General features: G+C 68.7%; 30 protein-coding genes. 5 read left to right on the top strand and 25 right to left on the bottom strand.

From position 1 onward, the window contains the following. The first annotated feature begins 6 nt into the window (after nucleotides 1-6). Complete coding sequence (locus LCC91_RS07430) at nucleotides 7-768, top strand: glycosyltransferase family 25 protein (protein ID WP_043698168.1); 762 nt, start codon at nucleotides 7-9, stop codon at nucleotides 766-768. On the opposite strand, the gene LCC91_RS07425 is transcribed toward LCC91_RS07430, so the two are convergent. Genes LCC91_RS07425 through LCC91_RS07410 form a run of 4 tightly spaced genes read right to left on the bottom strand, consistent with a single transcriptional unit; the run spans nucleotide 763 to nucleotide 4425 of the window. Next, complete coding sequence (locus tag LCC91_RS07425) at nucleotides 763-1929, bottom strand: glycosyltransferase (RefSeq protein ID WP_143897435.1); 1167 nt, start codon at nucleotides 1927-1929, stop codon at nucleotides 763-765. The two genes, LCC91_RS07430 and LCC91_RS07425, sit on opposite strands and share 6 nt — an antisense overlap. After that, the gene (locus LCC91_RS07420) at nucleotides 1913-3211 is read right to left on the bottom strand and encodes an O-antigen ligase family protein (RefSeq protein WP_052231315.1); all 1299 of its coding nucleotides are present in this window, start codon (nucleotides 3209-3211) and stop codon (nucleotides 1913-1915) included. Before LCC91_RS07420 ends, LCC91_RS07425 begins: the two co-directional genes overlap by 17 nt. A 45-nt stretch (nucleotides 3212-3256) precedes the next feature. Continuing rightward, nucleotides 3257-3481 carry a zinc-finger domain-containing protein gene (locus tag LCC91_RS07415; protein ID WP_043698245.1) on the bottom strand — a complete coding sequence of 75 codons (225 nt, stop codon included), beginning with the start codon at nucleotides 3479-3481 and terminating at the stop codon, nucleotides 3257-3259. An 8-nt stretch (nucleotides 3482-3489) separates the two neighbouring features. Continuing rightward, entirely contained in the window at nucleotides 3490-4425 is a 936-nt protein-coding gene (locus LCC91_RS07410) for a branched-chain amino acid transaminase (RefSeq protein ID WP_043698171.1), read from the bottom strand. Between the two features lie 343 nt (nucleotides 4426-4768). On the opposite strand from LCC91_RS07410, the gene LCC91_RS07405 reads away from it, so the two are divergent. Further along, a complete protein-coding gene (locus LCC91_RS07405; protein WP_043698174.1) occupies nucleotides 4769-5524 on the top strand; it encodes a hypothetical protein in 756 nt (251 codons plus the stop codon). Between the two features lie 23 nt (nucleotides 5525-5547). Here the strand turns inward: LCC91_RS07405 and LCC91_RS07400 are convergent, their stop codons facing one another. Genes LCC91_RS07400 through LCC91_RS07375 form a run of 6 tightly spaced genes read right to left on the bottom strand, consistent with a single transcriptional unit; the run spans nucleotide 5548 to nucleotide 11406 of the window. Continuing rightward, nucleotides 5548-6648, bottom strand: coding sequence for a protein-glutamate methylesterase/protein-glutamine glutaminase (locus LCC91_RS07400; RefSeq protein WP_043698177.1), 1101 nt, complete (start codon nucleotides 6646-6648; stop codon nucleotides 5548-5550). Between the two features lie 15 nt (nucleotides 6649-6663). Beyond that, on the bottom strand, nucleotides 6664-7299 hold the full coding sequence (cheD, locus tag LCC91_RS07395; RefSeq protein ID WP_043698180.1) for a chemoreceptor glutamine deamidase CheD: 636 nt from the start codon (nucleotides 7297-7299) through the stop codon (nucleotides 6664-6666). After that, nucleotides 7296-8135 carry a CheR family methyltransferase gene (locus tag LCC91_RS07390; RefSeq protein ID WP_052231316.1) on the bottom strand — a complete coding sequence of 280 codons (840 nt, stop codon included), beginning with the start codon at nucleotides 8133-8135 and terminating at the stop codon, nucleotides 7296-7298. The genes cheD and LCC91_RS07390 overlap by 4 nt, the downstream gene beginning before the upstream one ends. Nucleotides 8136-8148: 13 nt before the next feature. Further along, the gene (locus tag LCC91_RS07385) at nucleotides 8149-10446 is read right to left on the bottom strand and encodes a chemotaxis protein CheW (RefSeq protein WP_043698183.1); all 2298 of its coding nucleotides are present in this window, start codon (nucleotides 10444-10446) and stop codon (nucleotides 8149-8151) included. Nucleotides 10447-10485: 39 nt separating this feature from the next. After that, nucleotides 10486-10848, bottom strand: a complete 363-nt coding sequence (locus LCC91_RS07380; protein WP_043698186.1) for a response regulator — start codon at nucleotides 10846-10848, stop codon at nucleotides 10486-10488. Nucleotides 10849-10875: 27 nt separating this feature from the next. Beyond that, complete coding sequence (locus tag LCC91_RS07375; protein WP_313904186.1) at nucleotides 10876-11406, bottom strand: hypothetical protein; 531 nt, start codon at nucleotides 11404-11406, stop codon at nucleotides 10876-10878. Between the two features lie 239 nt (nucleotides 11407-11645). Here LCC91_RS07375 and LCC91_RS07370 point away from each other — a divergent pair, with 239 nt between their 5' ends. Further along, on the top strand, nucleotides 11646-12743 hold the full coding sequence (locus LCC91_RS07370) for a hybrid sensor histidine kinase/response regulator (protein WP_043698189.1): 1098 nt from the start codon (nucleotides 11646-11648) through the stop codon (nucleotides 12741-12743). Further along, nucleotides 12740-13369 (top strand): response regulator, encoded by a 630-nt coding sequence (locus LCC91_RS07365; protein WP_043698192.1) that lies wholly within the window; start codon nucleotides 12740-12742, stop codon nucleotides 13367-13369. Before LCC91_RS07370 ends, LCC91_RS07365 begins: the two co-directional genes overlap by 4 nt. A 106-nt stretch (nucleotides 13370-13475) precedes the next feature. Here the strand turns inward: LCC91_RS07365 and fliR are convergent, their stop codons facing one another. The 13 genes from fliR to fliF all read right to left on the bottom strand — a co-directional run bounded on the left by fliR (nucleotide 13476) and on the right by fliF (nucleotide 24505). Continuing rightward, entirely contained in the window at nucleotides 13476-14252 is a 777-nt protein-coding gene (gene fliR / locus LCC91_RS07360) for a flagellar biosynthetic protein FliR (protein ID WP_224440882.1), read from the bottom strand. A 35-nt stretch (nucleotides 14253-14287) separates the two neighbouring features. After that, complete coding sequence (fliQ, locus tag LCC91_RS07355; protein WP_058616729.1) at nucleotides 14288-14557, bottom strand: flagellar biosynthesis protein FliQ; 270 nt, start codon at nucleotides 14555-14557, stop codon at nucleotides 14288-14290. Nucleotides 14558-14608: 51 nt separating this feature from the next. Next, nucleotides 14609-15379 carry a flagellar type III secretion system pore protein FliP gene (gene fliP, locus LCC91_RS07350; RefSeq protein ID WP_143897434.1) on the bottom strand — a complete coding sequence of 257 codons (771 nt, stop codon included), beginning with the start codon at nucleotides 15377-15379 and terminating at the stop codon, nucleotides 14609-14611. After that, entirely contained in the window at nucleotides 15376-15771 is a 396-nt protein-coding gene (locus LCC91_RS07345; RefSeq protein WP_143897433.1) for a FliO/MopB family protein, read from the bottom strand. Before LCC91_RS07345 ends, fliP begins: the two co-directional genes overlap by 4 nt. Before the next feature lie 12 nt (nucleotides 15772-15783). Next, nucleotides 15784-16224 (bottom strand): flagellar motor switch protein FliN, encoded by a 441-nt coding sequence (gene fliN / locus LCC91_RS07340; protein ID WP_043698205.1) that lies wholly within the window; start codon nucleotides 16222-16224, stop codon nucleotides 15784-15786. After that, nucleotides 16214-17227: a flagellar motor switch protein FliM gene (gene fliM, locus LCC91_RS07335; RefSeq protein ID WP_143897432.1), complete on the bottom strand. Its 1014-nt coding sequence runs from the start codon at nucleotides 17225-17227 to the stop codon at nucleotides 16214-16216. The genes fliN and fliM overlap by 11 nt, the downstream gene beginning before the upstream one ends. A gap of 36 nt (nucleotides 17228-17263) precedes the next feature. Continuing rightward, nucleotides 17264-17803, bottom strand: a complete 540-nt coding sequence (locus LCC91_RS07330) for a flagellar basal body-associated FliL family protein (RefSeq protein ID WP_143897431.1) — start codon at nucleotides 17801-17803, stop codon at nucleotides 17264-17266. A 159-nt stretch (nucleotides 17804-17962) separates the two neighbouring features. Next, nucleotides 17963-19111 (bottom strand): flagellar hook-length control protein FliK, encoded by a 1149-nt coding sequence (locus LCC91_RS07325; RefSeq protein ID WP_043698211.1) that lies wholly within the window; start codon nucleotides 19109-19111, stop codon nucleotides 17963-17965. Further along, nucleotides 19108-19578 (bottom strand): flagellar export protein FliJ, encoded by a 471-nt coding sequence (gene fliJ, locus LCC91_RS07320; RefSeq protein ID WP_052231319.1) that lies wholly within the window; start codon nucleotides 19576-19578, stop codon nucleotides 19108-19110. The genes LCC91_RS07325 and fliJ overlap by 4 nt, the downstream gene beginning before the upstream one ends. Then, nucleotides 19575-21038 (bottom strand): flagellar protein export ATPase FliI, encoded by a 1464-nt coding sequence (gene fliI, locus LCC91_RS07315; protein ID WP_052231320.1) that lies wholly within the window; start codon nucleotides 21036-21038, stop codon nucleotides 19575-19577. The genes fliJ and fliI overlap by 4 nt, the downstream gene beginning before the upstream one ends. Then, a complete protein-coding gene (locus LCC91_RS07310; protein WP_043698214.1) occupies nucleotides 21031-21759 on the bottom strand; it encodes a FliH/SctL family protein in 729 nt (242 codons plus the stop codon). The genes fliI and LCC91_RS07310 overlap by 8 nt, the downstream gene beginning before the upstream one ends. Then, the gene (gene fliG, locus LCC91_RS07305) at nucleotides 21746-22747 is read right to left on the bottom strand and encodes a flagellar motor switch protein FliG (RefSeq protein ID WP_043698218.1); all 1002 of its coding nucleotides are present in this window, start codon (nucleotides 22745-22747) and stop codon (nucleotides 21746-21748) included. Before fliG ends, LCC91_RS07310 begins: the two co-directional genes overlap by 14 nt. Before the next feature lie 27 nt (nucleotides 22748-22774). Next, nucleotides 22775-24505, bottom strand: coding sequence for a flagellar basal-body MS-ring/collar protein FliF (gene fliF / locus LCC91_RS07300; protein WP_143897430.1), 1731 nt, complete (start codon nucleotides 24503-24505; stop codon nucleotides 22775-22777). 246 nt (nucleotides 24506-24751) lie between these two features. Here fliF and fliE point away from each other — a divergent pair, with 246 nt between their 5' ends. Beyond that, nucleotides 24752-25051: a flagellar hook-basal body complex protein FliE gene (gene fliE / locus LCC91_RS07295; RefSeq protein ID WP_143897457.1), complete on the top strand. Its 300-nt coding sequence runs from the start codon at nucleotides 24752-24754 to the stop codon at nucleotides 25049-25051. Between the two features lie 92 nt (nucleotides 25052-25143). Here fliE and LCC91_RS07290 read toward each other — a convergent pair whose 3' ends face one another. Together LCC91_RS07290 and fliS are read right to left on the bottom strand one after the other, a co-directional pair. After that, on the bottom strand, nucleotides 25144-25467 hold the full coding sequence (locus LCC91_RS07290) for a flagellar protein FliT (RefSeq protein ID WP_043698227.1): 324 nt from the start codon (nucleotides 25465-25467) through the stop codon (nucleotides 25144-25146). Nucleotides 25468-25511: 44 nt separating this feature from the next. Further along, nucleotides 25512-25904 carry a flagellar export chaperone FliS gene (fliS, locus tag LCC91_RS07285; RefSeq protein WP_043698230.1) on the bottom strand — a complete coding sequence of 131 codons (393 nt, stop codon included), beginning with the start codon at nucleotides 25902-25904 and terminating at the stop codon, nucleotides 25512-25514. Nucleotides 25905-26068: the final 164 nt, after the last annotated feature.

The following is a 26068-nucleotide window of genomic DNA, read 5'->3' as shown; positions in this document are numbered from 1 at the left end:
GCGTCGATGTTGCCCATCGTCTATATCAATCTCGACCGGGATGTGCATCGGCGTGAGCGCATGGAGGCGTTGCTCGGCGCGCTACCTTTCCCATACCGCCGTCTGCCGGGGGTGTTGTGGCGTGAGCTCGACGCCGCGCAGCAAAGCCATCTGTATTCCCCGGACGTGAACGCGCGGCAGTTTTTCCGCCCCCTGGTGGACGGTGAAAAAGGCTGCTACGCCAGCCACTTGCGGGCGTGCGAGTACCTGTTGGATTCGGGCAGACCGGCGATGGTCGTGCTGGAGGATGACGTGGCGCTCGACGACGGGTTTGCCGATGTGGTGCACGCGATTGCCACCATCTCGCCGGATCGCTGGGACATCATCAAGCTCTACAGCCGGAACGACGAACGTCCTCGCGATCACTGCCCCCTGACGCTGCGTCACCGGCTGGTCAGCTACCAACGGGTGCCCAGCATGAACAATGGGTATGTACTCAGCCGCAGCGGGGCGGTCAAACTCCTTGCCGGTCGACGCCCGTTCGGGCGGCCCGTCGACGTCGACGTGCGCTATTGGTGGGAGTGTGATCTCCGCGTTCTGGGGGTGGTGCCATCCGTCGTCGGGATGGGGGCAGCGTCGGAAGCCAGTAGCATCTGGCGGGAGGCCCGGCCGCGCCGTACCTGGTCCGAGCGCTGGCGACGCTGGGTGCTGCAGGTGGATTACTCCATCCGCAACGCCCGGTATCGTGCTCGGCAGGTGACCCCCGGCAGCTGCCTACCTCCATCATGAGGCGGCGCTGCGATCGGGGCTTGCGGTGCCGTTGAAAGGGTTTCCTGCGAGCCCGGCGAAGAGATTCGTGTACCGTTGCAGCATCAACCGCCGGTCGAAGCGTGTCCGTACCACGCGCTGGCCGGCGTCGGCCAGACGCTGGCCTTCATGCGGGGTCGCCACGAGACCTGCCAAAGCATCCGCAAGCGCGTGCGGATCTTTGGGGGGAACCAGCAACCCCGTCTGGCCGTGATCGATGATCTCGCGCACCCCCTCGACGGCCGAGCCGATCGCGCAGCAGCCGCTGGCCATGCCCTCGAGCAGCGACAGTGCCAACCCTTCATAGTGCGTGCTGAGAACACAATAGCGCACCCGCCCATACAGAGTGGGTAACGCATCGGTCGCGCCCAGAAATCGCACCCAGGGGGTGACGCCCAATCGTTCGGCAAGCCGTTCTGCGCGGAGGCGCCAACGTCGGCTGCCGCCGCCGGCCAGATAAATGATCATCGGGGTGCCGCGGTCCATCAGCAGGCGTGCCGCACGGATGAGCGTTTCGTGATCTTTTTGCCGCGCAAAACGCGCCGCCATGACCACGGCGGACTCGCGTTCCCCCCATGGAAGACCGTGTCCCCAGCGTTGTGTGTCGATACCGTTGTGAATGGTTACGCACCGGTCGGCGGGATGGCCCAGCCGAATCAGCGCGTTGTGCACGGCGTCGGAGACGGCCACGATGGCATCGGTGCGGCGAGCCAGCCAAATCGACTGACGCAGGCGCCACCACGTATAACGCTCGCGCACATTGTGCTCGACGTGCACGAGGTGGGGCACGCCGGCGAGCCAGCCGGCGTACCGCCCCCACAGGTGGTCGCTGAATCCATGCGCGACCAGGATATCCGGCTGCCATGCACGACAGATTTGCCACAGTCGCCACACGGCGTACGCGTGAGGCCGCCGTGGCACGGTTTCGACGGCCAAGCCGCGACGGTGCAATTCGGCCACCCGGTTCGAGATGTCCTGGGATCGACGCCTCAACACCAGCAGCGTCTCCTGCTGCCCGTCGGTCTGGCAAAGGTCCAGGGCAACCTGCGTCGCGCCGGAGAATCCCCCGGTCACGAAATGCAAAATCTTCAGCCGGCGCGCCGTCCCGGTCGCCGATGGGGAGGGCTCACGCGGCGCTTGCATGCGGGTGGTGTGTTCCGGGGGTATGGGCGCGCAGCACACCCAGCCACAAAACGTTCATAAACAGGTAGATCATGTGGCCACTGTTGTGGGCAAACAGGACTTGGGTCATGCCGAATCCTATAAATCCGACAACCGTCACCACGCCGCACGCCGCGATCGTGACGGCCGTCTCTCGCGCCAAACCCGGTGGTTCCGAGCGCAATCGCCGCAGCGCCTGCCCGCAAATCACCAGTGGCACTGCATAAAACAGGGCCAGCGTGGCGACGCCCCATAAGCCAGCCTTGGCCCACAGGTCCAGCCATTCGTGGTGCGCGTGGCCGAATCGCAGCACGACGTTAGGAGCGGCACCGGCTTCGACGAGCCGTTGTTTCTCCGCCGCGTAGCCGGCCTCGCTCCAGCCCACCCAAGGCCGCTGCAGACCCATGGACCATGCCAGCCGCCAGTGCGCCAGTCGGTGCCCGACGGAATTGTCACTTTCGCCCGCCGTCCGGAAGCGTTCCCATTCCTGCCAGGCCAAGGCCACCCGTTCGCCGATGCTATCGCGGGTGACGGGCAATGCCATGGCGATGAACATGAGACCCGTGGCCAGCATACCGATCATGCGCCAGCGCCGTCGGAATCTCGCAGAACCCCCTGGAGACCCATCGCGCATGCGTACCCACGCGATCCAGAGCAACAGAACGGGCGCGACGATCCAGGCGCCCCGGGTGCCGGAGGCGATCGCCGCATACAGCCCGGCTGCCACCGAGCCGGCGGCCCATAACCGCATGATGCGGGTCGCTGCGTGTCGCCACCACAACGCGCTCCAGCAGGCCAGCAGGACAGCAATGTCGCCAAACTGGATCGCGTTGGTGTAACCGGCGGCGCGCTCCCAGCCCAGGCCATGCCACTGCCAGGCGGCCGTCAGCCCCGCCAGCCAGGCTCCGGTCCAGCAGCCGTGCTGTAACCACTGGGCGGGCGGCGCGTGCCGGGTGACGGCAATCCACGCCACCAGTGCGAGCAAATATTTGACGGTTCGGTCGAAATCAGATGACCCGATAGAACCCGACCAGTCCACGTCCACCCGCACGAGCCGCATCAACGCCATGGCCAGGACGGCGGTGACAAAGGCCCAGAAACTCGCATCACGGGGTAACACCAGACCGGCTCGCCACGCCATGACGCCGGCGATCACCAGCAACAGCGCGCCCCACGAGTAACCACTGGGCAGCGCCAGGCTGAATGCTGGCAGGGTGAAAGCCGCCGCCGCCACCAGGCGTGGCGGGATGGCTGCGCGCTCCATGCTGGCGGGACGGACGTCGTGGTCGGTGCGTAACGGGCTACGGCTTCAGTGACCGCTTCCCACCATCTCGCCTGCCCGCAACCGATACACCGTCCCGCAATACGGGCAAGCCACCTCACCGGTCTTGGCGACATCGAGGAACACCCGCGGGTGGCTGTTCCACAGCTCCATGCCAGCCTTGGGGTGCGGGCAGTGGATGCCGCCGTGGGCGTTCAGGTCGGCAGCGGTGAGTTCGACGACGGCGGTGGGGGTCGAGGTCGCGGTGGTCATGGACGTGTTCACACCAGGGTCAGCCAGTGGGCATACTTGGGGTTGCGCCCGTTGACGATGTCGAAGAATGCGCTCTGAATCTTTTCGGTGATCGGGCCGCGCATGCCGGCACCGATCTGCACGCGGTCGAGTTCGCGGATCGGAGTCACCTCGGCGGCGGTGCCGGTGAAAAACGCCTCATCGGCGATGTAGACCTCATCGCGCGTGATGCGTTTTTGCACCACGTCGAGGCCCAGGTCCTTCGCGATGTGCAGCACCGTGTTGCGGGTGATGCCGTTGAGCGCGCCGGCCGACAGGTCCGGGGTGTAGATCACACCGCCTTTGACGATGAACAGGTTTTCCCCCGCACCTTCGGAGACGAAGCCGCTCGGGTCCAGCAGCAGGGCCTCGTCGTAGCCGTCGTCGGTGGCCTCCATGTTGGCCAGGATCGAGTTCGTGTAGTTCGACACCGTCTTGGCCTGCGTCATCGTGATGTTGACGTGGTGACGCGTGTAGCTGGAGGTCTTGACGCGGATGCCGCGCTTCATGCCTTCCTCGCCGAGGTATGCCCCCCACGCCCAAGCGGCGACCATCAGGTGCACGCGGTTGCCCTTGGGGCTGACGCCGAGTTTTTCCGAGCCGATCCACGTCAGCGGCCGGATATAGCCGCTTTGCAACCCGTTGGCGCGGATGACGGCGCGCTGTGCCTCGTTTACTTCCTCCTGCGTGAACGGGATCTGCATGCGCAGGATCTTGGCGCTGTTGAACAGCCGCTCCGTGTGCTCCTGCAGGCGAAAGATTGCGGTCCCGCGCTCGGTCGCGTAGGCCCGTACCCCCTCGAACGCGCCGCAGCCATAGTGCAGCGTGTGCGTCAGGACGTGCACCTTGGCGTCGCGCCAGTTGACGAGTTCGCCGTCCATCCAGATCTTGCCGTCGCGGTCGTGCAGCGGGAGGGGGGTCGCCATAGCGGAAATCCTTCGATGAGGCGGGCCCGACAGGCCGCTCCACAGGGGCGGCGAGGCGCGGGCGCCGGAGGTGGAAGAAATGCGCTCATTTTACGTGGGTCACCGCAGGGGTGGCGCTCGGTGTGGGGCATGCCCAGAGCCGCGGTCGCATCGCTGGCGGGGTGTGATCAGAACGGTAAGACAAGGGCCGCAGCGCAAGGGCTGTCGTGCGGTTGTCAACACGCACGGGCCGCAGTGCTTGAAAAAAAGGGGCATTTACCCCTAAAGTCCCGCTCAAGCCGGCCGATAACCCGGATGAGCCCGGGGCGTGTAGCCCTACGTGGGGTGAGATGAGGGTAGCGCCATGTTGACCATTTCCTCGATTGCCGTGGCACCGGCGCCGCAGATGACGCCGACCGTGCGGGCCCAGCCGGTGACGCCGGCGCGGCCCGGCAACGCCGTGAGCCGGGACAGTGCGGGCGGCGCCGTGGTGGCGCCGCAGGGCGAGGCCGCGCGGGTGCAGGTCCAGGCCCCGCCGCCGCTGGCACCGGTGACGCCCCCGCAGGAGGCGCAGCGCGCCGACGGCTACCCCAACGCCGCCGCGCCGGAGCGCACCGGGTTGCCGCCACCGACGGCCGCGGCGGCCCGGGCGGGTGATCCGGCGGCAGACGGTGGCCGTGCGTCCATGCGCGCGGCCGAGGATGGCCGGCGTGCACAGGAGGCCGAGGCCCAGCAGCGGGCCCAGGCAGCGCAGCGCCGGGCGCAGGAGCGGGTACGTGCGGAGGAATCCGTGCAGGCGCGTGAGGCGGCGGACGAGCGCGCCGACGAGCCGGCGTTTCCCGAGGTCAAAAACCCCGCGCTGGAGGCGCTGGACACGCAGATCAAGGAGCTGCTGCCCAACATGTGGAAGGCCAGCCGGGCGGCGGTGGACATGGTGATCGGCGAGGAGGCGCGAAAGGCCGCCGAGGAACGCGCCAAGCGACTCGAGGAACTGCAGGCGCGGCTCAACGCCCGGCCGCTGGCCAACCTTCCACCCGACGAGGCCGCGCAGACCTACGGCGCGACCGCCAACGCGGCCGAGCGGCCTTCAGCGGGTGCGCAGATCGACCGGCTCGTCTGACGGCAGACCGGCGCCGTTCGCGCTCAGATGCGGTGGCGCACCCCGGCGGCCGCGACGCGCTCCATGATCGCGCGCGCGATCTGCTTGAGGGGCAGCACCTCGTGCACCGCACCGGCCTGGATCGCCATCTTGGGCATCCCGAAGACCACGCAGCTCGCCTCGTCCTGCGCGATGTTGTAGGCTCCCGCGTCGCGCATCTCTTTCATCGCGGCGGCACCGTCGGCCCCCATGCCGGTGAGCATGACGCCGATTGCATTGGGGCCCAGCACCCGAGCGCAGGAGCGAAACAGCACCTCGACCGACGGCTTGTGGCGGTTGACGGGGGGCGAATCGTCCACCACCGCGATGTAGTTCGCGCCGCTGCGGGCGAGGGAAAACTGCTTGCCACCCGGGGCGATGTAGGCATGGCCGGGCAGGATGCGTTCGCCGTCGCGCGCCTCCGCGACGCGGATGCGGCACAGGCTGTCCAGCCGGGCGGCAAAACTCGCCGTGAAGCCCGGCGGCATGTGCTGCGTGATGACCACTGCTGGCGCGTCGGGCGGCAGCTCCATCAGGATTTCCTTGATCGCCTCGGTGCCGCCGGTCGACGCGCCGATGCAGATCACCTTCTCGGTGGACAGGCGCGGGATGCCCGATGTCGCCGGCGGCGCCGCGCTCAACGCGGGCTTGGCGACCGGGGCAGGGGGCGCAGCGCCGGGCGCCGCGGCAACGCGCCGCACGCGTGCCCGCGCCGCGATGCGGATCTTGTCCACGATGTCGTCAGCGAGCTGCTGCAGGCCGCTGGCCACCCCGACGCGGGGCTTGGTGACGAAGTCCACGGCCCCCAGTTCGAGGGCCCGCAGCGTCGTTTCCGCCCCCTGCTCCGTGAGGGTGGAGACCATCACGACCGGCGTCGGGCGCAGGCGCATCAGGCGCGAGAGAAACTCGAGCCCGTCCATCTTGGGCATTTCGACGTCGAGCGTGATCACGTCGGGGTTGCGCTCGCGAATGACTTCGCGCGCCTGCAGCGGGTCGGCGGCAGTGCCGACGCAGATCATGTCGGGTTGCTGGTTGATGATTTCGGTGAGCAGACTGCGCACCAGCGCCGAGTCGTCCACCACCACCACCTTGATCTTCGGGGACATGGGGGATCGTCAGAATCAGAACAGATCGACCGTCCCGCCGGCGTTGCTTTGTGCGAGGCGCGTGGCCGCGCCTTGGCGCTCCTGGCGCTCCAGGACGTCCGGGTGTGCGTGTGCCAAGCGCTTGACCATCGCCTTACCGGTGACGGGGAAGAACACCACCTTGCGCGGGTAGATGTCGAGGACGTCCTTGGAGACGACCGGGATACGCTCGGTCGCCAGGTAGTCGAGCACGAACTGGGTGTTGCGCTCGCCGACGTTCATGCTGGTCATGCCAGAGATGACGGCGCCACCGCCAAACACCTTGGCCTGCATATATTCGCGGGTCGAGCCGCGCTTGATCAGTTCGTTGATCAGCAGTTCCATCGCGTACGAGCCGTAGCGACCGGACGTGTCACCGCCCCCCTCGGGCAGCATGAAGTGGTTCATGCCGCCAATGCGCAGGCGCGAGTCCCAGATGCACGCCGCGATGCACGAACCCAGCACCGTCATGATCACCACGTCTTCGTCACTGACATAAAACTCGCCCGGCAGGACCTTGACCGCGGCGTATTTGAAGTGCTGATCGTAGAAAAAGAACGACGCCTCCCCCGGCCGGCGCGGGCGTTGCTTGAGCTGCTGCACATGCTGGGGGGTGCGCACCAATGCGTTCATACTTTTTCGTAGATGGTCTTGCCACGCAGGCGAAAGAGGTCGCGCGCGTCGCTGAAATTCTCGGCGTGGCCAACAAAAAGCGTGCCGTGGGGGCGCAGCAGCCGGTGCAGCCGTGCCAGCACCCGGCGCTGGGTGTCGTGGTCGAAGTAAATCATCACGTTGCGGCAGAAAATCGCGTCGAACTCCTCGCGCAGCGGCCACGACTCGTCGACCAGGTTGAGGGTGAAGAACTGCAGGTGCTTTTGCAGCTCGGGCTTGACGCGGGCCAGTCCTTCGTTGGCTCCTTTGCCACGCAGAAAATATTTGCGCAGCTGCTCCGGCGCCACGGTGCGCAGCTGCTCGAGCTTGTAGATGCCGCGCGCCGCGGTTTCCAGCACGCGGGTGTCGATGTCGCTGGCCCAGATGCGAAACGCCCCCTGCATGCCCAGCACGTCGGCCATCGTGATCGCGATGGAGTAGGGCTCTTCCCCCGTCGAGGCCGCGCTGCACCAGATCTTCCACTCGCGCCCCGCGCCCCCTTCGCGGACCATGCGCGCGAGTTCGACGAAGTGGTGGTTTTCGCGGAAGAACGACGTCAGGTTCGTCGTCAGCGCGTTGACGAATTCCTGCCACTCGGCCGGGTCGCGCGACGACTCCAGCCAGTCCAGGTACGAGCGGAAGCTGTCGTGTCCCGTCTCGCGCAGCCGGCGCGAGACGCGGCTGTACACCATTGCCTGCTTGCCTTCGTGCAGGCTGATGCCCGCGTGCTGGTAGATCAGACGCCGGATGCGGTCGAAGTCCGCCACCGTCCACGCGAATTCGCGGGATTGCAGCGCGGCGGGCGTCTCGGCCATCATGGACGGGGCGGGGTTACTGCCGGGCGCGGCGCACCAGGGCCGAAATGTCCAGGATCAGCGACACGCTGCCATCGCCGAGGATGGTGGCGCCGGAGACGTTGGGCACCTTCTTGTAGTTGGCCTCCAGGTTCTTGATGACGACCTGCTGCTGACCCAGTAACTCATCGACCACCAGGGCGACGCGCGCGCCGTCCGATTCGACGACCACCATGATGCTGTTGGCTGACGCGTCCGTCGTCGGCCGCGGCACCTGGAACAGCCGGTCGAGCTCAATGACCGGCATGTATTCGTCGCGCACCTTGACGAGCTGCGCGCGCTGCGCGACGGTGTTGATGTCGGTCGCTTGCACCTGGAACGATTCGACCACCGACGACAGCGGCAGGATATAGACCTCGTCGCCGACGCGCACCGTCATGCCGTCCATGATCGCCAGCGTCAGCGGCAGGCGCACCTTGACGCTCATGCCGTAGCCCTCGGCCGAGTCGATCTCGACCGAGCCGCCCAGCGACGCGATATTCTTCTTGACGACGTCCATGCCGACGCCGCGGCCCGAGACGTCGGTGACGACCTCGGCCGTCGAGAAGCCCGGCGCGAAGATGAGCTGCCAGACCTCCTGGTCGCTCATGTCGTCGGAGCAGGGGATGCCTTTTTCCCGCGCCTTGGCCAGCAGCTTGGCACGCGACAGGCCACGGCCGTCGTCGCGCACCTCGATCAGGATCGAGCCGCCCTGGTGCGCGGCCGACAGCGTGATCGTGCCGACCTCCGGTTTGCCCTTGGCCAGCCGCTCGTGCGGCAGCTCGATGCCGTGGTCGCAGCTGTTGCGGATGAGGTGCGTGAGCGGGTCGGTGATCTTTTCGATCAGCCCTTTGTCGAGTTCGGTGGCCTCCCCGTGGGTAATCAGCTCGACTTTCTTGCCGAGCTTGCCCGCGAGGTCGCGCAGCATGCGCGGGAAGCGGCTGAACACCACCGACATCGGGATCATGCGGATCGACATCACCGATTCCTGCAGATCCCGCGTGTTGCGCTCCAGGTCGGCCAGACCCGCGAGCAGCTGCTGGTGCAGCGTCGCGTCGAGGTCGCGGCTGTACTGCGCCAGCATCGCCTGGGTGATCACGAGCTCGCCCACCTGGTTGATTAGCTGGTCGATCTTGCTCACCGACACGCGCAGCGTCGTGGTTTCGAGCTGGGCGCTGGCCGCCTGGCGGGCGGCCTTGGCGGTTTCGCGAGCGCGCGCATCGACGGCGGCAGGAGACGCGGCCGCAGGCGACGCCGCGGCGTCGGTGGCGGCACCGTCCGCGGCGCGGGTGTGGGCCTGCAGCTGCGCGACGTGTTCGCTGGGTGTCACGGGGTTGCCCGGCGCACCCGAGAAGAGGCCGTAGCCCTGCACGAGATCGGGTGCCGGCGTGGGGGCGCCGCCCGCACCCGGCACGGTGCCCGCCACCGGGCTACCCGGTGCTCCGGCAAAGAGCCCGTAGCCCTCTTCGATCACGTCGGCGCTGTGCTCCTCCGGGGCCGGCGCCGCGGGGGGGGCGTCGGCCGGTGGTGCGGCCACGGCCGTCGTGCCGATCGGGGTCAGCGATACCTGCTCCCGCGCCACGTGGAACGCGAACAGGTCGAGCAACTCGTTATCGCTGCTGCTCGTGTCGATCTCGTAGACGCGATGGTCGCCCTCGTCGCGCTCGGCCGTGATGGTGCCGAGGCCCGCGATGTCGCGAAACAGCTCCTTGATCGCGTCGGCCTGCTCCCGATGGGTGAGCGGCCCGATGCGGGCCAGCAGGCGCCGCGGCGCACCGGGCGGTGCAGCCGCCGGCATCCCGCCGGGGCCGGTGGTCACGGCCGGGGCTGGTGCCGGGGGCGGAGGAGGCGGCGGCGGGGGCGGCGCGACCGCTGGGCCGGGCGGTGGCGTCTGACCGCTCGCCAGGGCGCGGATCCGCGCGACGAGGCTCGCGGTCTCCGGCGGTTCGCCACCCAGCCCCTGGTGCCGCGCCAGCAGGCCCTTGAGCACGTCGCTCGATTCCAGCAACACGTCCACCATCGGCGGCGTCGGCACCAGCTCGTGGCGGCGCAGCTTGTCGAGCAGCGACTCCATCTGGTGCGTGAGCTCCGCGACGTCCTCGAAGCCGAACGTCGCCGCGCCCCCTTTGATCGAGTGGGCGCAGCGGAAGATGGCGTTCAGTGTCTCGTCGTCGACGGTGTCGAGGTCGAGGTTGAGCAGCAACTGCTCCATCTGCTCCAGGTTCTCACCGGCTTCCTCGAAGAAGATCTGGTAGAACTGGGTCAGGTCGAAGCCGTCGTTCGCGGTATCAGCCATGGCGGGGTCTCGGTCGGCGGTGTCGGTCGGCGGGGCGCGTCAGCGGATCACCTTGCGGATGACCTCGATCAGCCGGTTGGGGTCGAACGGCTTGACCAGCCAGCCGGTGGCACCGGCGGCGCGGCCCGCCTGTTTCATCTGGTCGCTGGACTCGGTCGTCAGGATCAGGATCGGCGTCGTCGCGTACTGCGGGTGCTCGCGCAGCTTGCGCGTCAGGCCGATGCCGTCCAGCCGCGGCATGTTCTGGTCGGTGAGCACGAGGTCGAAGCGTTGTTTCTGGGCCTTTTCGTAGGCGTCGACGCCATCGACCGCCTCCACCACCTGAAAGCCGGCGCCCACCAGGGTGAACGACACCATCTTGCGCATGGACGCGGAGTCATCAACGGCCAGGATCGAGTGCATGGGCGAACCTTGTCGGAAAAGAAATTGTCAGAACAGTTCGATCGACCCAGCGTCCATTTCGCTCTGGGTCACGGGGTTGGGTTTTTGCGGCAGGTAGGTGACGACCGACCCGACCTCTTCTTCGTCGGGCTCCATCGCCTGTTCCGCCAGCAGGTACGCGCAGCCGCGCAGCACCTTGCCGGTGTGCACGAGCAGCTGGGTGGCCATGTCGTGAAACTGCAGTTCGAGCACCGCCTGGTTCAGCGTCTGGCGCAGCTCGTTTACTGTTGCGTCCTCGCCACGGGCTGACAGCGCGTCGACGAGCGCGATCGCGCGATTGAACCTATCCAGTAGGTTGACCGTCGCGTGGTCGAGCAGGCCTTCGAGCCGTTTGAGGTCGTTCATCGCCACCAGCAGCGAATCCTGCAGGTCCGCCACGGCGGCGACGCGGATCGAAACGGCCGGTTCGTCTTCCACCGCCTTGGGGTCGGGCCGGGGTTCGACCACGGTGACTTCCTCCCGCGGCCAGCGTCGCCGCTGCGGGGTGGGTGTCGATGAGCAGGTGGGTGGATCGGACATGCGGGGCCCCATGCGGACGCATCGATGCGGTGACTGTAAATATACCGGTTCTGGGGCACCAGGGGGCGAGGGTTGACCCCGATTTCGCTCTTGGGGGCTGACAATTGCCGCGCAGCCCGGCGTGTGTCCGTTTGCGTGTGCACCGCCAGCGGCCGAATCCGCGACAATTAGGCCGGTGTCTTGCGGCGGGATGACACCCCGTGTCATCCCGGCCGTGGGCGAAACAACCGTCGCCGACCGTGAACGCGCTGCGCCTGTTGCACCTGGAAGACAACCCCGTGGACCATGGGCTGCTGCTGCGCGCCCTGCGCCGTGCCGAGGTCGACGCCGACGTGGTGTTGGTCGACACGCTGGAGGCGTTCCAGGCCGCGTTCGCGCCGCCCGCGCCGGCGATCGACGCGGTGCTCGCGGACTACCACCTGCAGGGTTTTTCGGGCATGGAGGCGTGGGAGTGGCTGCGCGGCGCGGGGCACGACACGCCCTTCATCCTGGTGTCGGGCGCCATCGGCGAGGCCACCGTCGCCGACGCGATGGTGCGCGGGGTGAGCGACTACGTGGACAAGGCGCAGTTGACGCGCCTGCCGCACGTGCTGCAGCGGGCGCTGGAGCTGGCCGCGACGCGCCGCGCGCAGGCCGAGGCCGCGCGCGAGCTGGCCGCGTCGCGCCAGCGGCTGCTGGAGCTGACCGAACACCTGCAGACGAGCATCGACCGCGAACGCGCTGACATCGCGCGCGAGATCCACGACGACATCGGCGGTGCGCTCGCTGCGGTCAAGCTCGATCTGGCGTGGCTGGCGCGCCGCTTGACCGATGAAGAGGCGCTCGGGCACGTGCGCTCGGCGCTGGCGATGGCCGAGCACGCCCTGGGCGCGAGCCAGCGCATCATGCGCAACCTGCGGCCGGCCGTGCTCGATCAGGGGCTGATGCCGGCGCTGCAGTGGCTCACCCGCACCTTTGCCGAGCGCACGGGGCTGGAAGTGGTGCTGCGCGGCGCGGTGCGCGCGGCGCTGTCGGCGCGGCAGGAGATGGTGGCCTACCGCACCGTGCAGGAGGCGCTGACCAACGTGCTCAAGCACGCGCAGGCGCGGCGCGTGGTGATCGACGTCAGCGACCTGGAAGGGCACCTGACGATCGAGATTGCCGACGACGGGCGCGGGGCGTCGGCGCCGGAGCTGACCAAGGAGCGCTCGTTTGGCCTGCTCGGTTTGCGCGAGCGCGCGCAGTCGGTCGGTGGCTGGCTGGACGTGGTCACCGCGCCGGGGCAGGGGATGACCTTGATTTTGTCCGTTCCGCTGGATGGCGCGGTGTCGACCAAGCAAGAGGAGGACGACGCATGATCCGAGTGGTGTTGTGTGACGACCACGCCGTGGTGCGCCGGGGGGTGCGCGACACGCTGATGGAGGCCACCGACATCCGCGTGGTCGGCGAGGCCGACAGCTACCCGATGTTGCGCGAGGTGCTGCGGCGGGAGAAGCCCGACGTGCTGCTGCTCGACGTCGACCTGCCCGGACGCAGCGGGCTGGAAATCCTGGCCGTGCTGCAGGAGGAAGGCAACCCCGTGCGCACGGTGATGGTCAGCATGTACCCGGAGGACCAGTACGCGATCCGCTGCCTGCGCGCCGGGGCGATGGGGTATCTGAACAAGGGCGGCGACCCGCAGGCGCTCATCGCCGCCGTGCGCACCGTCGCGCAGGGGCGCAAATACATCACACCGGAGATCGCGGAGCTGCTGGCCAACCACCTGCAGGCACCGGAAAGTGGCGAGTTGCACGACAGCCTCTCCGAGCGCGAATTGCAGACGCTGCGCCTGATCGCGTCGGGCAAGAAGCTGTCGCAAATCGCCGAGGCGCTGATGATCAGCCCCAAGACGGTGAGCGTCTACCGCGCGCGCGTGCTGGAAAAGCTGGGCCTGTCGAACAACGCCGAGCTCACGGTGTACGCGATCCGCAACAAATTGGTGTGATCGGGTGGGATGGGTTGCCCACGGCGGTACCGCCACGGGCGCCGCGGCCGTGGCGCTCGAAAGCGGTGGGGCCCGCTCGGCGGCAAAGGTGTCACACCCGGAGGCGTCACACCCCGTACAGGTCAGCGAGCAGCCGCATCAGCCGCGCCATCGGCTCGGCCAGCATCGGCAGCGACGCGGCGATGCCGATCAGCCCCACCGACAGCGTCAGCGGAAAGCCGATGGCGAACACGTTCATCTGCGGCGCGATGCGCGAGATGATGCCCAGCACCACATTCACGAACAGCAGCAGCGCGATCAGCGGCAGCGCGATCCACAGCCCGTGGGCGAAGATCGCCGCGCCCAGCTCGTGCAGCCGCATCTGCCGCAGCGCCGACCACGTGCCGTCGCCCACGGGAAAGGTGGCAAAGCTCGCCGCCACCGCCTGCAGCAACAGCAGGTGGCCGTTGAGCACGATGAACAGCAGCATCGTCGTGTTGCCATAGAAGCGCCCGACCGTGCTGCTTTGCGCCCCCGTGCTGGGGTCGAAAAAGCCCGCAAAGTTCAACCCCATCTGCAAGCCGACGATCTCGCCGGCCATCTCGATCGCGGCAAAGACGATGCGCGCCGCAAGTCCAATGGACAGCCCGATGGCGAGCTGTTGCACCACCGCGCCCAGCGCGCGCGGGTCGTTGAGCGACAGGTTGGGGGGCTCTGGCAGCGCGGGCTGGATACACACCGCCATCACGAGGGCAAAGCCGATGCGCGTGCGCAACGGCACCGAACGCGCGGAAAACAGCGGGGCTGCCGACATCAGCGCCAGGATGCGCAGAAACGGCCAGAAGACCGGCGTCAGCCACCCCATCAGCTGCGCTTCGGTGAAGGTCAGGAAAACACCGTCCATCGTCGCGGCCGGAGCGTGCGTTGCCTCGCGCGGGGTCAGACTGCGTACTCGGGCAGCGCCAGTAGGATGCGGCGGATGAACTCCACCAGCGTCGTCAGCATCCACGGGCCGGTCAGCGCGAGCACCGCCACCGCCGCGACGAGCTTGGGCACGAAAGAGAGCGTCGCCTCGTTGATCTGCGTCAGCGCCTGAAACAGGCTGATCACCAGCCCCACCACGAGCACCACGCCCAGCACCGGAGCGGACACCGCCAGCAGCGTGAACATCGCCTGCTGTGCCAGCGTCAGAACGGCTTGCGGTTCCATACGGGGCTCCTCACGTCGGTCGGCGGTGTCGGGTGGCAATCAGGGGGACGGTCAGGGGGTGGCAAAGCTCGCCGCCAGCGACCCGACGAGCAGGTTCCAGCCGTCGGCGAGCACGAACAGCATCAGCTTGAACGGCAGCGCCACCAGCACGGGCGACAGCATCATCATCCCCAGCGACATCAGGACGCTGGCCACGATCATGTCGATGACCAGAAAGGGGATGAAGATCATGAACCCGATCTGGAACGCGGTTTTGAGTTCGCTGATGACGAACGCCGGCACCAGCACGCGCAGCGGCGCGTCGTCTACGGTCGTCGTGGGCGGCAGTTTGGCCAGGTTGACGAAGAGCTGAAAGTCCGCCTGCCGCGTCTGCGCCTTCATGAAGGTGCGCATCGGGGCCTCGGCCGCGGCGACGGCCTGCTCGAACGTGGCCTGTCCCGTGCTGTAGGGGCGGTAGGCGTTTTCGTACACCTGATCGAGTGTCGGCCCCATGACGAAGAAGGTCAGGAACAGCGACAGCCCGATGATGACCTGGTTGGGCGGGGACGCCTGCGTGCCCAGCGCCTGCCGCAGCAGCGACAGCACGATGACGATGCGCGTAAACGCCGTCATCATCAGCAACACGGCCGGCAGGAACGACAGCGCCGTGAAAAACAGCAGCGTCTGGATCGGCACCGAGTAGCTCGTCCCTTGTGGCCCCTGGCCGATGATCAGGGGCAGCTGACCCGGCGGCGTCGCGGTCTGCGACCATGCGGCGGCACCGCCGAGGGCCGCCAGCACGACCGCGCCGTGGCGCAGCCACCGGGGGCGTCGCAGGCTCATGGCGTGGACTCCCGACCGTCCGGCTCCCCCCGCAGCGCGCGGGCGACGTCGGCGTAGCGCGGCGCGGCCCCGTTCGGCACCTCGTCAGCGGGTGCCTCACGGGTCGGCGCGCCGGCGCGCGGTGCGGTGCCCAGCGGCTGCACATGCAGCGTGCGCACGTGCTGTGGGGTGACGCCGAGCGTGAGCCGCACCGTGCCGGTGGGGCCGTCGAGCTCCACGACCACGACGCGCTGCTGCGGCCCCACCATCAGCTGGGACACGACCCGCAGCGTGGTGCCGCCCCCGCCCCCGGCCTGCAGGCGCTGCCGCCACCACTGCACGCCCCACGCGAGCAGCGCCAGCAGCGCGAGCAGCGCCAACGCTGGCAGCCACGAGGCCCAGTTGCCCGCCATCACCGCGCGCTCTCAGTGTTTGCTCAGACGCCGCAGCCGCTCGGACGGGGTCACGATATCGGTCAGGCGGATGCCGAACTTTTCGTTGACCACCACCACCTCGCCCTGCGCGATCAGGTAGCCGTTGACCAGCACGTCCATCGGCTCGCCCGCCAGCGCGTCGAGTTCGACGATGGAGCCCTGGGCGAGCTGCAGGATATATTTGATCGGCACCTTGGTGCGGCCGAGTTCCACCGACAGCGTCACCGGGATGTCGAGCACCAGGCTGATGTCGTTGTTGCCGGTGGGCGCGGGGGCGGCGCCGTCGAAGTGCGGCGCGCCGGCAAAGACGTTGTCGTCGCCGCCGCCACTGCCGCTGCTGGCGGCCTGCTCCTGCAAGGCCTGCGCCCATTCGTCGGCCAGCGCCTGCTCGTCCACCGGGCCGGCGGGCGGGTTGTCGTTGTCACTTGTCATAGCTCGTCGCTCCGTGTCCGTGCCAGCTCTGGTCACTGCTGCGGATGGTGCGCACCACCTTCAGCGCGTACTTGCCGTTGTGCGTGCCATACTCGCATTCCAGCACCGGCACGCCGCCGACCTTGGCCTGGATGATGCGCTCGCGCTCCAGCTCGATGAAATCGCCGACCTTCATCGCCAGCAGCTGCTCCACCGTGGCCTCGGCGGTGGCGAGCTCCGCCACCAGTTCGACCTCGGCGGCCTGGATTTCTTGGCTGAGCAGTTTCACCCAGCGCCGGTCCACCTCCATCGAGTCGCCCTGCGTGTTGGAATACAGCAGGTCGCGGATCGGCTCCAGTGTGGAGTAGGGGATGCACACGTGCAACGAGCCGGTGATATCGCCAATTTCGAGGGCGAAACTGGTGCTGACCACGATCTCGCTCGGGGTGGCGATGTTGGCGAACTGCGGCTGCATCTCCGATCGCTGGTAGACCAGCTCGAGCGGATAGATGCCCTTCCATGCCTTCTTGTATTCCTCCGAGACGACATCGACCATGCGGTTGATGACGCGCTGTTCGGTGGGCGAGAAGTCGCGTCCCTCGATTCGGGTGTGGAACTTGCCAGTGCCGCCGAAGAGGCTGTCGATGACACCGAACAGCAGTGTGGGCTCGCACACGACGAGGCCGCTGCCGCGCAGCGGCCGCACCGCCATGATGTTGAAGTTCGTCGGCACCACCAGCTCGCGCAGGAACATGCTGTACTTTTGCACCTGCACCGGGCCGACAGAGATCTCGGGACTGCGTCGGATGAAGTTGAACAGCCCCACGCGCAGGTTGCGCGCAAAGCGCTCGTTGATGACCTCCATCGTGGGCATGCGCCCACGGACGATGCGCTCTTGTTTGGAGAGGTCGTAGGTACGGATACCGCCAGTCTGGACCTCTTCCTTGGCCAGTTTCTGGCTCTCGCCGGTGACGCCCTCGAGCAGGGCGTCGATCTCGTCCTGGGACAGAAACGCGTCGCTCATGGTGTCACCAAAGGTTTTGGGCGGCGTGTGCTCGCCTCACTGCACGATCAGGCTGGAAAACAGCACCGCTTCAACGGGGCTGTAGCCTCTGTATTCCTCCATGCCGGTGGTTTCGCGCACGAATTCGAGGATGTCGCTGGCCAGCTGCTCCTTGCCTTCCACGGATAGCAGCTGGTCCGCCGTGCGCTTGGAGATCCGCAACAGGATGCCGTTGCGGATCGCCGGCATGTATTTCTTGACTTCGTTGGCCGTGGCCTCGTCTTCCACCTGCAGCGTGATGCCGACCTGGGCGTAACGGGCCGAGCCGGTATCGGCCAGGTTGACCACCACCGCGTCCAGCGGCATGAACGTGGGTGCGACGGCGGGGTCCTTCTTCTTGGGCTTGGGTTTGGCATCCTTGGCCGTCTTGGCGGGGGTGTCGCCGACTTCCTCCTCGTCTTCCGGATGGCCTTTGAGCAAGAAGAACCCCGCGGCACCCGCGCCGATCAGCACCACCACCAGGGCGATGATGATCAACAGGAGCTTTTTGCTCTTGGGCTTTTCGCCAGCGGCGGGGGCTTCAGCAGGTTTGGACATGGTCGGTTCAGCGCAAGTGGCAGGGTCGGGGGCGCCCGGTTGGCGCCGACGCCGGCTATTGTGTCACGCATCCCGTTCGCTGCATTGTCGGGCGGCGGCCCCGCGCGGCCAAAGCCCGATCAACCGCCCGTGGGACCCCTTTATCCGGGTTTCGCGACCTCAGGCGTAGACGTCGAGTCCGACGCCACCGGTCGATCGCATCGGGCGCGCCAGGCCCGGCACGGCCGCCCCCTCCGCTGCGGCGGTCAAGGTCAGCGTGGCGCGTTTCGCGGGGTGGGCGTCCGCGGGGGCGCCTTGGCGCTCCCGCGCCGTGTGGGCGCCGACGTCGAGCTGCCCCAACGCCAAACCCGCGCGGGCGAGCGCGTCGGCCAGCGCGCCCGGCGCCTGCGCCTGGATCATCTGACGCAACGCGCCGTCGTCGGTGCGAAAGCTCAGCTGTGCCACCCCGTCCGACACCGTTACTTCCACCGCCAGCGGATCGTCCAGTCCTTCCTCGACCGAGAAGCTCGCGCGCTGGGCCTTGCCGGCGGCCCACAGGCTGATTTGCGCGCCGATGCTGTCGAACGCTTCGCCCAACGCCTGTTGCCACGCGGCCGCTGCTTCGGTGGCGGCGGGGGCCTCGCTGCTGGCGCCGGCCGGTGCATCCCCCCAGCCTGCGGCGCCTTTGGCGGTGATGTCGTCCCCCCGACGGTCGCGCGATGCCTGGTCCGGCGCGAGGCCCGGTGGGGCCATCTCGGCCATCGCGACCGCGATCATGGGCGGAGGCATCAGTGCCACCGATACGGTCCGTTCCCCGTGGCGCCCAGGGCCAGTGGCGGGCGTAGCAGCATCGGTGGTCGCACCGGTGTCGCGGGCGTTGGCCTCCATCCCCCGGACCGCCGGCCCCGCACGTCCCTTGCCGCGCGCCACCGTCGACACCCACGCGCCGAAGGGCTGGGCCGACGCCGGTTGACCGCTGCCGACCGTCGCGGACGTACCAGTGGGGTCGGCTGGCGAGCGACGGCCGGCTGACGCGTCGTCGGCGGCAGGATCACCAGCCTCGGCCGCGTCGGCGACCGGCTGTCCGACCTCCGGTGGTGGCGTCCAGGGGGCGATCCCCGGCGGGGTCACGCCGTCGGCGGTAGCCGTCGTCGTATCCGTTTCGTCCTGCGCAGGGAGGGTGTCGGCTTCCGCAAACAGCCCGGCCAGCAGGTCGGCAAACGGATCGTCCCCCGCGGCGTCGGGCGTGGCGGGCTGGGCACGGCCCGCGCGGGCGGGGCCGTGGGCGTGTGCGTGGGCCGCCGGGGTGGCGGTGACTTCGGTCTTCATCGCGGACCTCCTTCGTCGGGGTGGCGGGTGTGGCGGTGGCGGTGCAGCGTGGCGGCCATTTCGTCGGTCGCCTTTTGCTCGAGCCGCTGCTGGCGGCGCTGCCAGTCGTGCAACCAACGCTGCTGCACGCGCTGCAGCGCGGCGAGCTCGCGCTCGGCCTCGGCCAGCGCGCCCAGCAGTTGGCCGATGCGCTGATCCAGCTGCTGCAGCACGTCCGTCTGGTAGCGCACGGCGTCTTCGAGTTTGAGCATGAACTGCCGGTGCGTGGCGAGCAGCGTGGGGGTGACGCCCGTGCGCGTGCGGTCGCGCCAGCGGGCATCGGCGTCCCGCGTGTAGGCCTGCAGCTGCTGCATCTGGGCCTCGGCGCTCGCGCGTTCGCGGCGCGCGTGGGCGAGCGCCTGCGCCGCCTCGTCGCGGCGGCGTTCCGCCAGTGTCAGCAGCGGCCCCAAGTCGCGCGGGCGGTTCATGCGCGGCCTCCTGCCGCCGCACGCGCGGCCGCGCCGGTCGCGGGGCGCAACACCTCGGCGAGCTGCTGCACGCTGTCGTCGAAGGGCGCTCCCTCGCGCATGTCCTGCATCAGGAAGGCCTGCATCGCCGGGTGGAGCTGGATCGCCAGATCAGTCTCGGGGTCGCTGCCGGCCACGTACGCGCCGAGCTGGATCAGGTCGCGGCTCTTTTGGTAGCGCGAGTAGAGTTGCCGGAAGCGCCGCGCCAGTGCCCAATGCTCGGGTGTCACGACGTTGTGCATCACGCGCGAGGCCGACGCCTCGATATCGATGGCCGGGTACACGCCCGACTCGGCCAGCGCGCGCGAGAGCACGACGTGTCCGTCGAGGATCGCGCGCGCGGCGTCGGCCACTGGGTCCTGCTGGTCGTCGCCTTCGGACAGCACGGTGTAGAACGCCGTGATCGAGCCGCCGCCCTCCGGCCCGTTGCCGGAGCGCTCCACCAGTTGCGGCAGCCGCGCGAAGGCACTGGGCGGGTAGCCCTTGGTGGCCGGTGGCTCGCCGATGGCCAGCGCGATTTCGCGCTGCGCCATCGCGTAGCGCGTCAGCGAGTCCATCAGCAGCAGCACGTGGCGCCCGTCGTCGCGGAAGCGCTCGGCGATCGCGGTGGCGTAATGCGCCCCTTGTAGCCGCACCAGCGGCGGCGCATCGGCCGGGGCGGCGACGACGACCGCGCGCCCGCGGTCCTGCGGTCCCAGGATATCCTCGACGAATTCCTTGACCTCGCGCCCGCGCTCGCCGATCAGCCCGACGACGATCACGTCCGCCTGCGTGTAGCGCGCCATCATGCCGAGCAGCACGCTCTTGCCCACGCCGGAGCCCGCAAACAGCCCCAGCCGCTGGCCGCGCCCGACGGTCAGCAGCGCGTTGATCGCGCGCACGCCGGTATCCAGCGCCCGCCGGATCGGGGCGCGGTTCATCGCGTTGATCGGCGGCCGCTCCAACGGCTGCGACTGCACGCCCTGCAGCGGGCCGCCGTGGTCGAGCGGGTGGCCGTAGGCGTCCACGACGCGCCCGAGCAGGCCGTCCCCCATCGGCACGCGCAGCACGCCGCGGTCGTTCGGGACGATGGGGTGGGGTTCGTCGCCCAGGCGCGGCCGGGGGCGGTACGGCGGCAGCGGCCGCACCCGCGCGCCCGGGGCCAGGCCCAGCATCTCGCTCGCCGGCATCAGGTACGCGCGGTCGCCGGCAAAGCCCACCACCTCCGCCAGCACCGCCGGGTCGTTCGGCGGGGGCGGGGCGAGCGGGTCGGGGTTGGGGTCGATCAGGCACTGCGAGCCCACCGGCGCGCGGATGCCCTGCGCCTCCAGCACCAGGCCGGCGAGTCGCGTCAGGCGGCCGCTCGCCTCCAGCGGCGTCGGCTGGCTCGCAGCCTGCCGCGCCGCCGCCAGAAAGCGCTCCCACGTGCTGCGGTCAGGCATCGCCACCCTCCTGCGGCTCGTCGTCGGCCCACGAGAGGTCGAGCCCGAGGTTGCCCACCGCCCGCACCCAGCGCCGCTCCACCGTCGCGTCCACCGAGCCGAGCGCCGTCTCCAGCACACACCCGCCGGGCGTCAGGCGTGCGTCGGGCTGCAGCGTCACGCGCTGGCGCTGCAACGCGTCGCCCAGGTGCGGCTGCAGGCGCTGGGCGTCGTCCGGGTGCAGCCGCAGCACCGCCGGGCGCGCGTCGTCGGTGAGCATCCCCAGCGCTTCCTCCACGACCGCCCGCACGGGCCCCAGCGGCTGCGCGAGCTCGCGGCGCACCACCTGCCGCGCGATGTCGCAGGCCAGCAGCAACACCTGGTCGGCCAGTTCGCGCTGGACGGCGTCGAGCTGCTCCTGTGCCTGTTGCAGCAGCGCCGCGATGCGCTCGGCGTGTTCGCGCGCCTGCTGGCGCAGCGGCTCCTGCAGCGCGTCCCGCGCCTCCTGGGCCCCGGTCTGGCGGCCCTGTTCGAAACCCTCGGCGAACGCCTGCGCCCGAGCAGCTTCCACCTCCTCCGCGCTGAAGGTGGGCTCTTTTTCTTCTTCGGGCGGGGCAGGCGCGGCGCGCGCCGCCCGCTCCTCGTCGCTGACGGGCTCGAACGCCCACGCGACGACCGCCTGCACTTCCTCGCGCGGGATAAAGCGCTGGTACGGGTGCGTGCCCCGGTTAGACGAAGGCATCGTCGCCGCCTCCTCCCAGCACGATCTGGCCCTCGTCGGCCAGTCGGCGCACCACCTTCAGGATTTCCTTCTGCTGCGCCTCCACCTCCGACAGTCGCACCGGCCCGCGCGACTCCAGGTCTTCCTTGAGCGCCTCGGCCGCGCGGCTGGACATGTTGGAGAGGATTTTTTCCCGCAGCTCCTGCGACGCGCCCTTGAGCGCGACGACCAGCTGGTCCGACGACACCTCCTTGAGCACCATCTGCAGCGACTTGTTGTCGAGCTTGAGCAGGTCCTCGAAGGTGAACATCTTGTCCATGATCTTCTGCGCCAGATCCGGGTCTTGCTCGCGGATCGAATCGATGACGCTGGCCTCGAGGCTCGCGCCCAGCAGGTTGATGATCTCGGCCGCGGTCTTGATCCCGCCCAGCGAGCTCTTGCGGATCTTGTCGCCGCCGGCGAGCACTTGATACAGCGCCTCGTTCAGGTCTTTGAGCGCCGTGGGCTGGATGCCCTCGAGCGTTGCGATGCGCAGCATCACCTCGTTGCGGGTGCGTTCGGTGAAGTGTTTCAGGATGTTGGCCGCGTGGTCCTGGTCCAGGTGCACGAGGATCGCCGCCAGGATCTGCGGGTGCTCGTTGCGCAGCAGCTCCGCCACCGAGATCGGGTCCATCCACTTCAGGCTCTCGATGCCCGAGACGTCGCCGCCCTGCAGGATGCGGTCGATCAGCAGCGCCGCTTTGTCGTCACCCAACGCTCGCCGGAGCACGGCGCGGACGTAATTATCGGTGTCCGACACCAGCAGGCTTTGCGACTGCGCCTCGCGCGTGAAGCGCTCGATGACCGACTGTACCTTTTCCTTGGGTACGACGCGCATGCGCGCGATTGCCTCGCCCAAGCGCTGTACCTCCTTGGGCGAGAAGTGCTTGAAGACCTCCGCGGCCTCCTCCTCGCCCAGCGACATGAGGAAGATGGCCGCGTCCTGCAGTCCGTCGTCGGTGTCTGCCATGTCCGCTCACCCGTTGCCGCGGCTGGCTCAGGCGGCCGCCCCCTCACCGCTGATCCAGCCCTTGATGATGTTGGCCACGGCGACCGGATTTTCCTTCGCGAGACGGCGCGCATCCGCCAGCCGCAGCTCCTCGGGGCTGGGTTCATTGTGCACCGGTTCGGGCAATCCGGGGCGCTCCACCACCTCGCCAACGACGGCCTGCAGCTGGCTGCCGGGGGCGGGCAGGGCGGCCGCGCCCTCGGCGCTGGCGGTCACCGGTGCGGCCGGCGGCGGCTGCATCATCTTCAGCGCCGGGCGCACCATCCCCAAGTACAGGATCAACGCCACCGCCAGCAACCCGAGCGACGGCGCGAGGCTGCGCACCAGCTCCATCGTGTCCGGGCTCTGGTACCACGGAACCTCGACCGGCTCCGGCTTGGTGGCGTTGAACGGTGCGTTGACCACGTTGACCGAGTCGCCGCGCTCGGCGCTGAAGCCGATCGCCTCGCGCACCAGCGCCTGGATCTGCTCCAGCCGCTCCGGCGGCAGCGCCGCGGTCGCCGGCCCCTTCTTCGCGTCCGGGTTGGGCAGGTGGTTGATCACCACCGCGGCGGTCACGCGGCGGATGGTGCCGGTCGCGCCGCGCGTGACGGAGATGGTCTTGTCCACCTCGTAGTTCACCACCTGCTCGCGGCGGCGGCGGGCGTCCGCGCCGGTGCCGTCCTGGCCGACGACGCCCACCGGCGCGCCGGGACCGTTGATCGGGGCGTTGGTCGCCCCCGGTGCCACGTTGGTCACCGCTCCGGGAACGCCGGCCGGTCCGGTGGCAGCGGCCACGCCTTCTTCCACCGTCTGCGAGCTGCGCACCGCCGCGGGCTCATCGCCCTGGTTCGGGCGGTGCTGCTCGCTCGTACGCTCCGTCAGCGAGAAGTCCACGTCCGCCGTCACCGCGGCGCGCACGTTCTCGCGCCCGACCACCGGCTCCAGCAGGTCCAGGATGCGCTGCGTGTACATCTGCTCCAGCGTGCGCACGTACTCGATCTGCCGCGCATCCGCGCCGAGGCCGCCTTCGTCCCGCTGCGACAGCAGCGCCCCGTGCTGGTCGATGACGCTCACCGCCTTCGGGTCCATCTCCGGCACGGAACTGGCCACCAGGTGCACGATGCCCGCCACCTGGGCGCGGTCCAGCGTACGCCCCGGGTGCAGCGTCAGCAGCACGCTGGCCGAGGGCTTCTGCTGCTCGCGGAAAAAGCCGTTCTGGTTGGGCAGCGCCAGATGCACGCGCGCGTCCGCGACGGAGCTCAGCGACAGGATCGTGCGCGTCAGCTCCCCCTCCAGGCTGCGCTGGAAGTTGACCCGCTCCTGGAACTGCGTCATTCCCAGGCGCGTGTGGTCCATCAGCTCGAACCCCGTCACCGTCCCCTTCGGCAAGCCCAGGCTCGCCAGCTTCATGCGCACGTCGTTGACGCGGTCGGCCGGCACCAGGATCGCGTTGCCGCCGTCGGCGTGTTTGTACGGCACGTTCATCTGCGACAACTGCGCCAGGATCGCGCCACCGTCCTTGTCCGACAGGTTGGCGTACAGCACCCGGTAGTCCGGCCGGTTGATCAGATAGAAGGCCGTGGCGAGCAGGGCGACGAGCGCGATCACCCCGGCACCGAGCGACACCTTGCGTGCAGTGCTCAGGCGCTGCCAGCCGGCCAACAGCGGCGGCGTGCGCTCCCCTTCGGCGGGCAGGGCGGGTTCCAGTTCGGCAACAGCGGTCGTCGTGGTAGCCATGCGCCGCATTATCAAAACGCGGTGCCGCGCGCTAAAGCCCGAACAGCCGGCCGTTCGTCGGCCTCTTTGCGCTTATGTTGCGCGGGGTCGCGGCCCTACGATCAAGGCCATCCTTAGCGCCACCCCACACCATCGATCGGAGCCGCCATGGACCTGCGACTGCTTCCCATGACCACCGCGTCGATGAGCCCGGCGCAGGCCGCCGCGCTGCGCGCCGCGCAAAAAGCCTTGGCCGCGAAGGCCGCGATGAACCCCGCGGGCGCGTCGGGTGTCGCCCCCGCTGCTACCGGCGCGTCGCTCCCGACTTCCGCCGTCGCCCCCACACGCGGGTTCGGTGACGCGTTGCGCACCGCGCTGCAGGACGTCAGCGCCGCGCAGAACCGCGCCAGCGAGCTGCAAAACCGCGTCCAGGCGGGCGACCGCAGCGTCAGCCTGGAGGAAACGATGGTCGCGATGCAGAAGGCGCAAATCGGCTTTCAGGCCGCGCTGCACGTGCGCAACCGCATGATGCAGGCTTACACCGACGTGATGAACATGCAGGTGTGACGACTGTCCGCGATGGCGCCCTCAGCGATGGCGTACGGTCACGCCCACCGACCGTTACGCGGACACGCGGCAGCAACGCCATCTTTGGGGCATCAGTGCAACAGCGGCGGCCGCGTACCCAGCCCTGCGTCGTCCCACACCTCCAGCCACGGTTCGGCCAGCGCCCGGATCTGTGCGTCATGCCGCAGGATCGCCAGCATGATGCGGTGCTTTTCCGCGCGCTCCTGGGGCGACAGCGGAGCGCGCTCGGCCTGCTCGCGCAGCCGCTCGATCAGCACCGCGCACACGCCCTCCAGCTCGACGACGCGGTCCCAGTCGTCGAGCTGCGCGGCTTCCAGCATGCGCGCGCTCGCGGCTTCCAGGGCTTTGTAGAAATCCAGCACATTGGCGGGGCTAGTCGTGGCGGGGGTGTTCATGATGCGGGCTTCGCGGGGTGTTGCTGGGGGCATCGGGTCGGGCATCATTGGGGGCGGATCTGGTTCCACGCGTCCGCAATCGGCTCCAACAGGCCCCGTACTTCGTCGATGATCGCCGCGTCGTTGCGCAAATTGGCCTCCGTCAGCCGCCGCAGGCAATAGTCGTACAGCCCGCGCAGGTTTTCCGTCAGTTCGCCCCCCTGCGGGTCCAGCGCGGCGCGCAACCCCTCGTCCAGGATCCGTACCGCCTTGCCGATGGCCGCGCCCTTGGCGGGGATGTCGCCGCGTTCGATCGCCCCCTTGGCGCTGAGCAGACTTTGCTGCAGCCCTTCGAACAACATGCCGATCAGCTCGTGCGGGGTGGCGGCGGCCACGCGTGTGGCCATGGCCTGACGGGTATACGCGTTGACCGAACGTTGGGTGGGAGAGGTGTACATCTTGCTGCTCCGTGTCACAGGTGGGTGTCTGAGCGGTTTATCGGTCATCGGCTGGACTCCTTGAGCGCATACGCGTTTCTCGCTTGCGATGAAGAGCCACCGCACACGGGAGCAGTTCACACTTTAGCGTAGCGGACACATTCCGGCTCCGGTTGCCGACGTGC

This window comes from Tepidimonas taiwanensis (assembly GCF_020162115.1).
Taxonomy (GTDB): domain Bacteria; phylum Pseudomonadota; class Gammaproteobacteria; order Burkholderiales; family Burkholderiaceae_C; genus Tepidimonas; species Tepidimonas taiwanensis.
The sequence above is the reverse complement of the archived record's forward strand: the minus strand, read 5'-3'. Positions and strand labels throughout refer to the sequence as shown.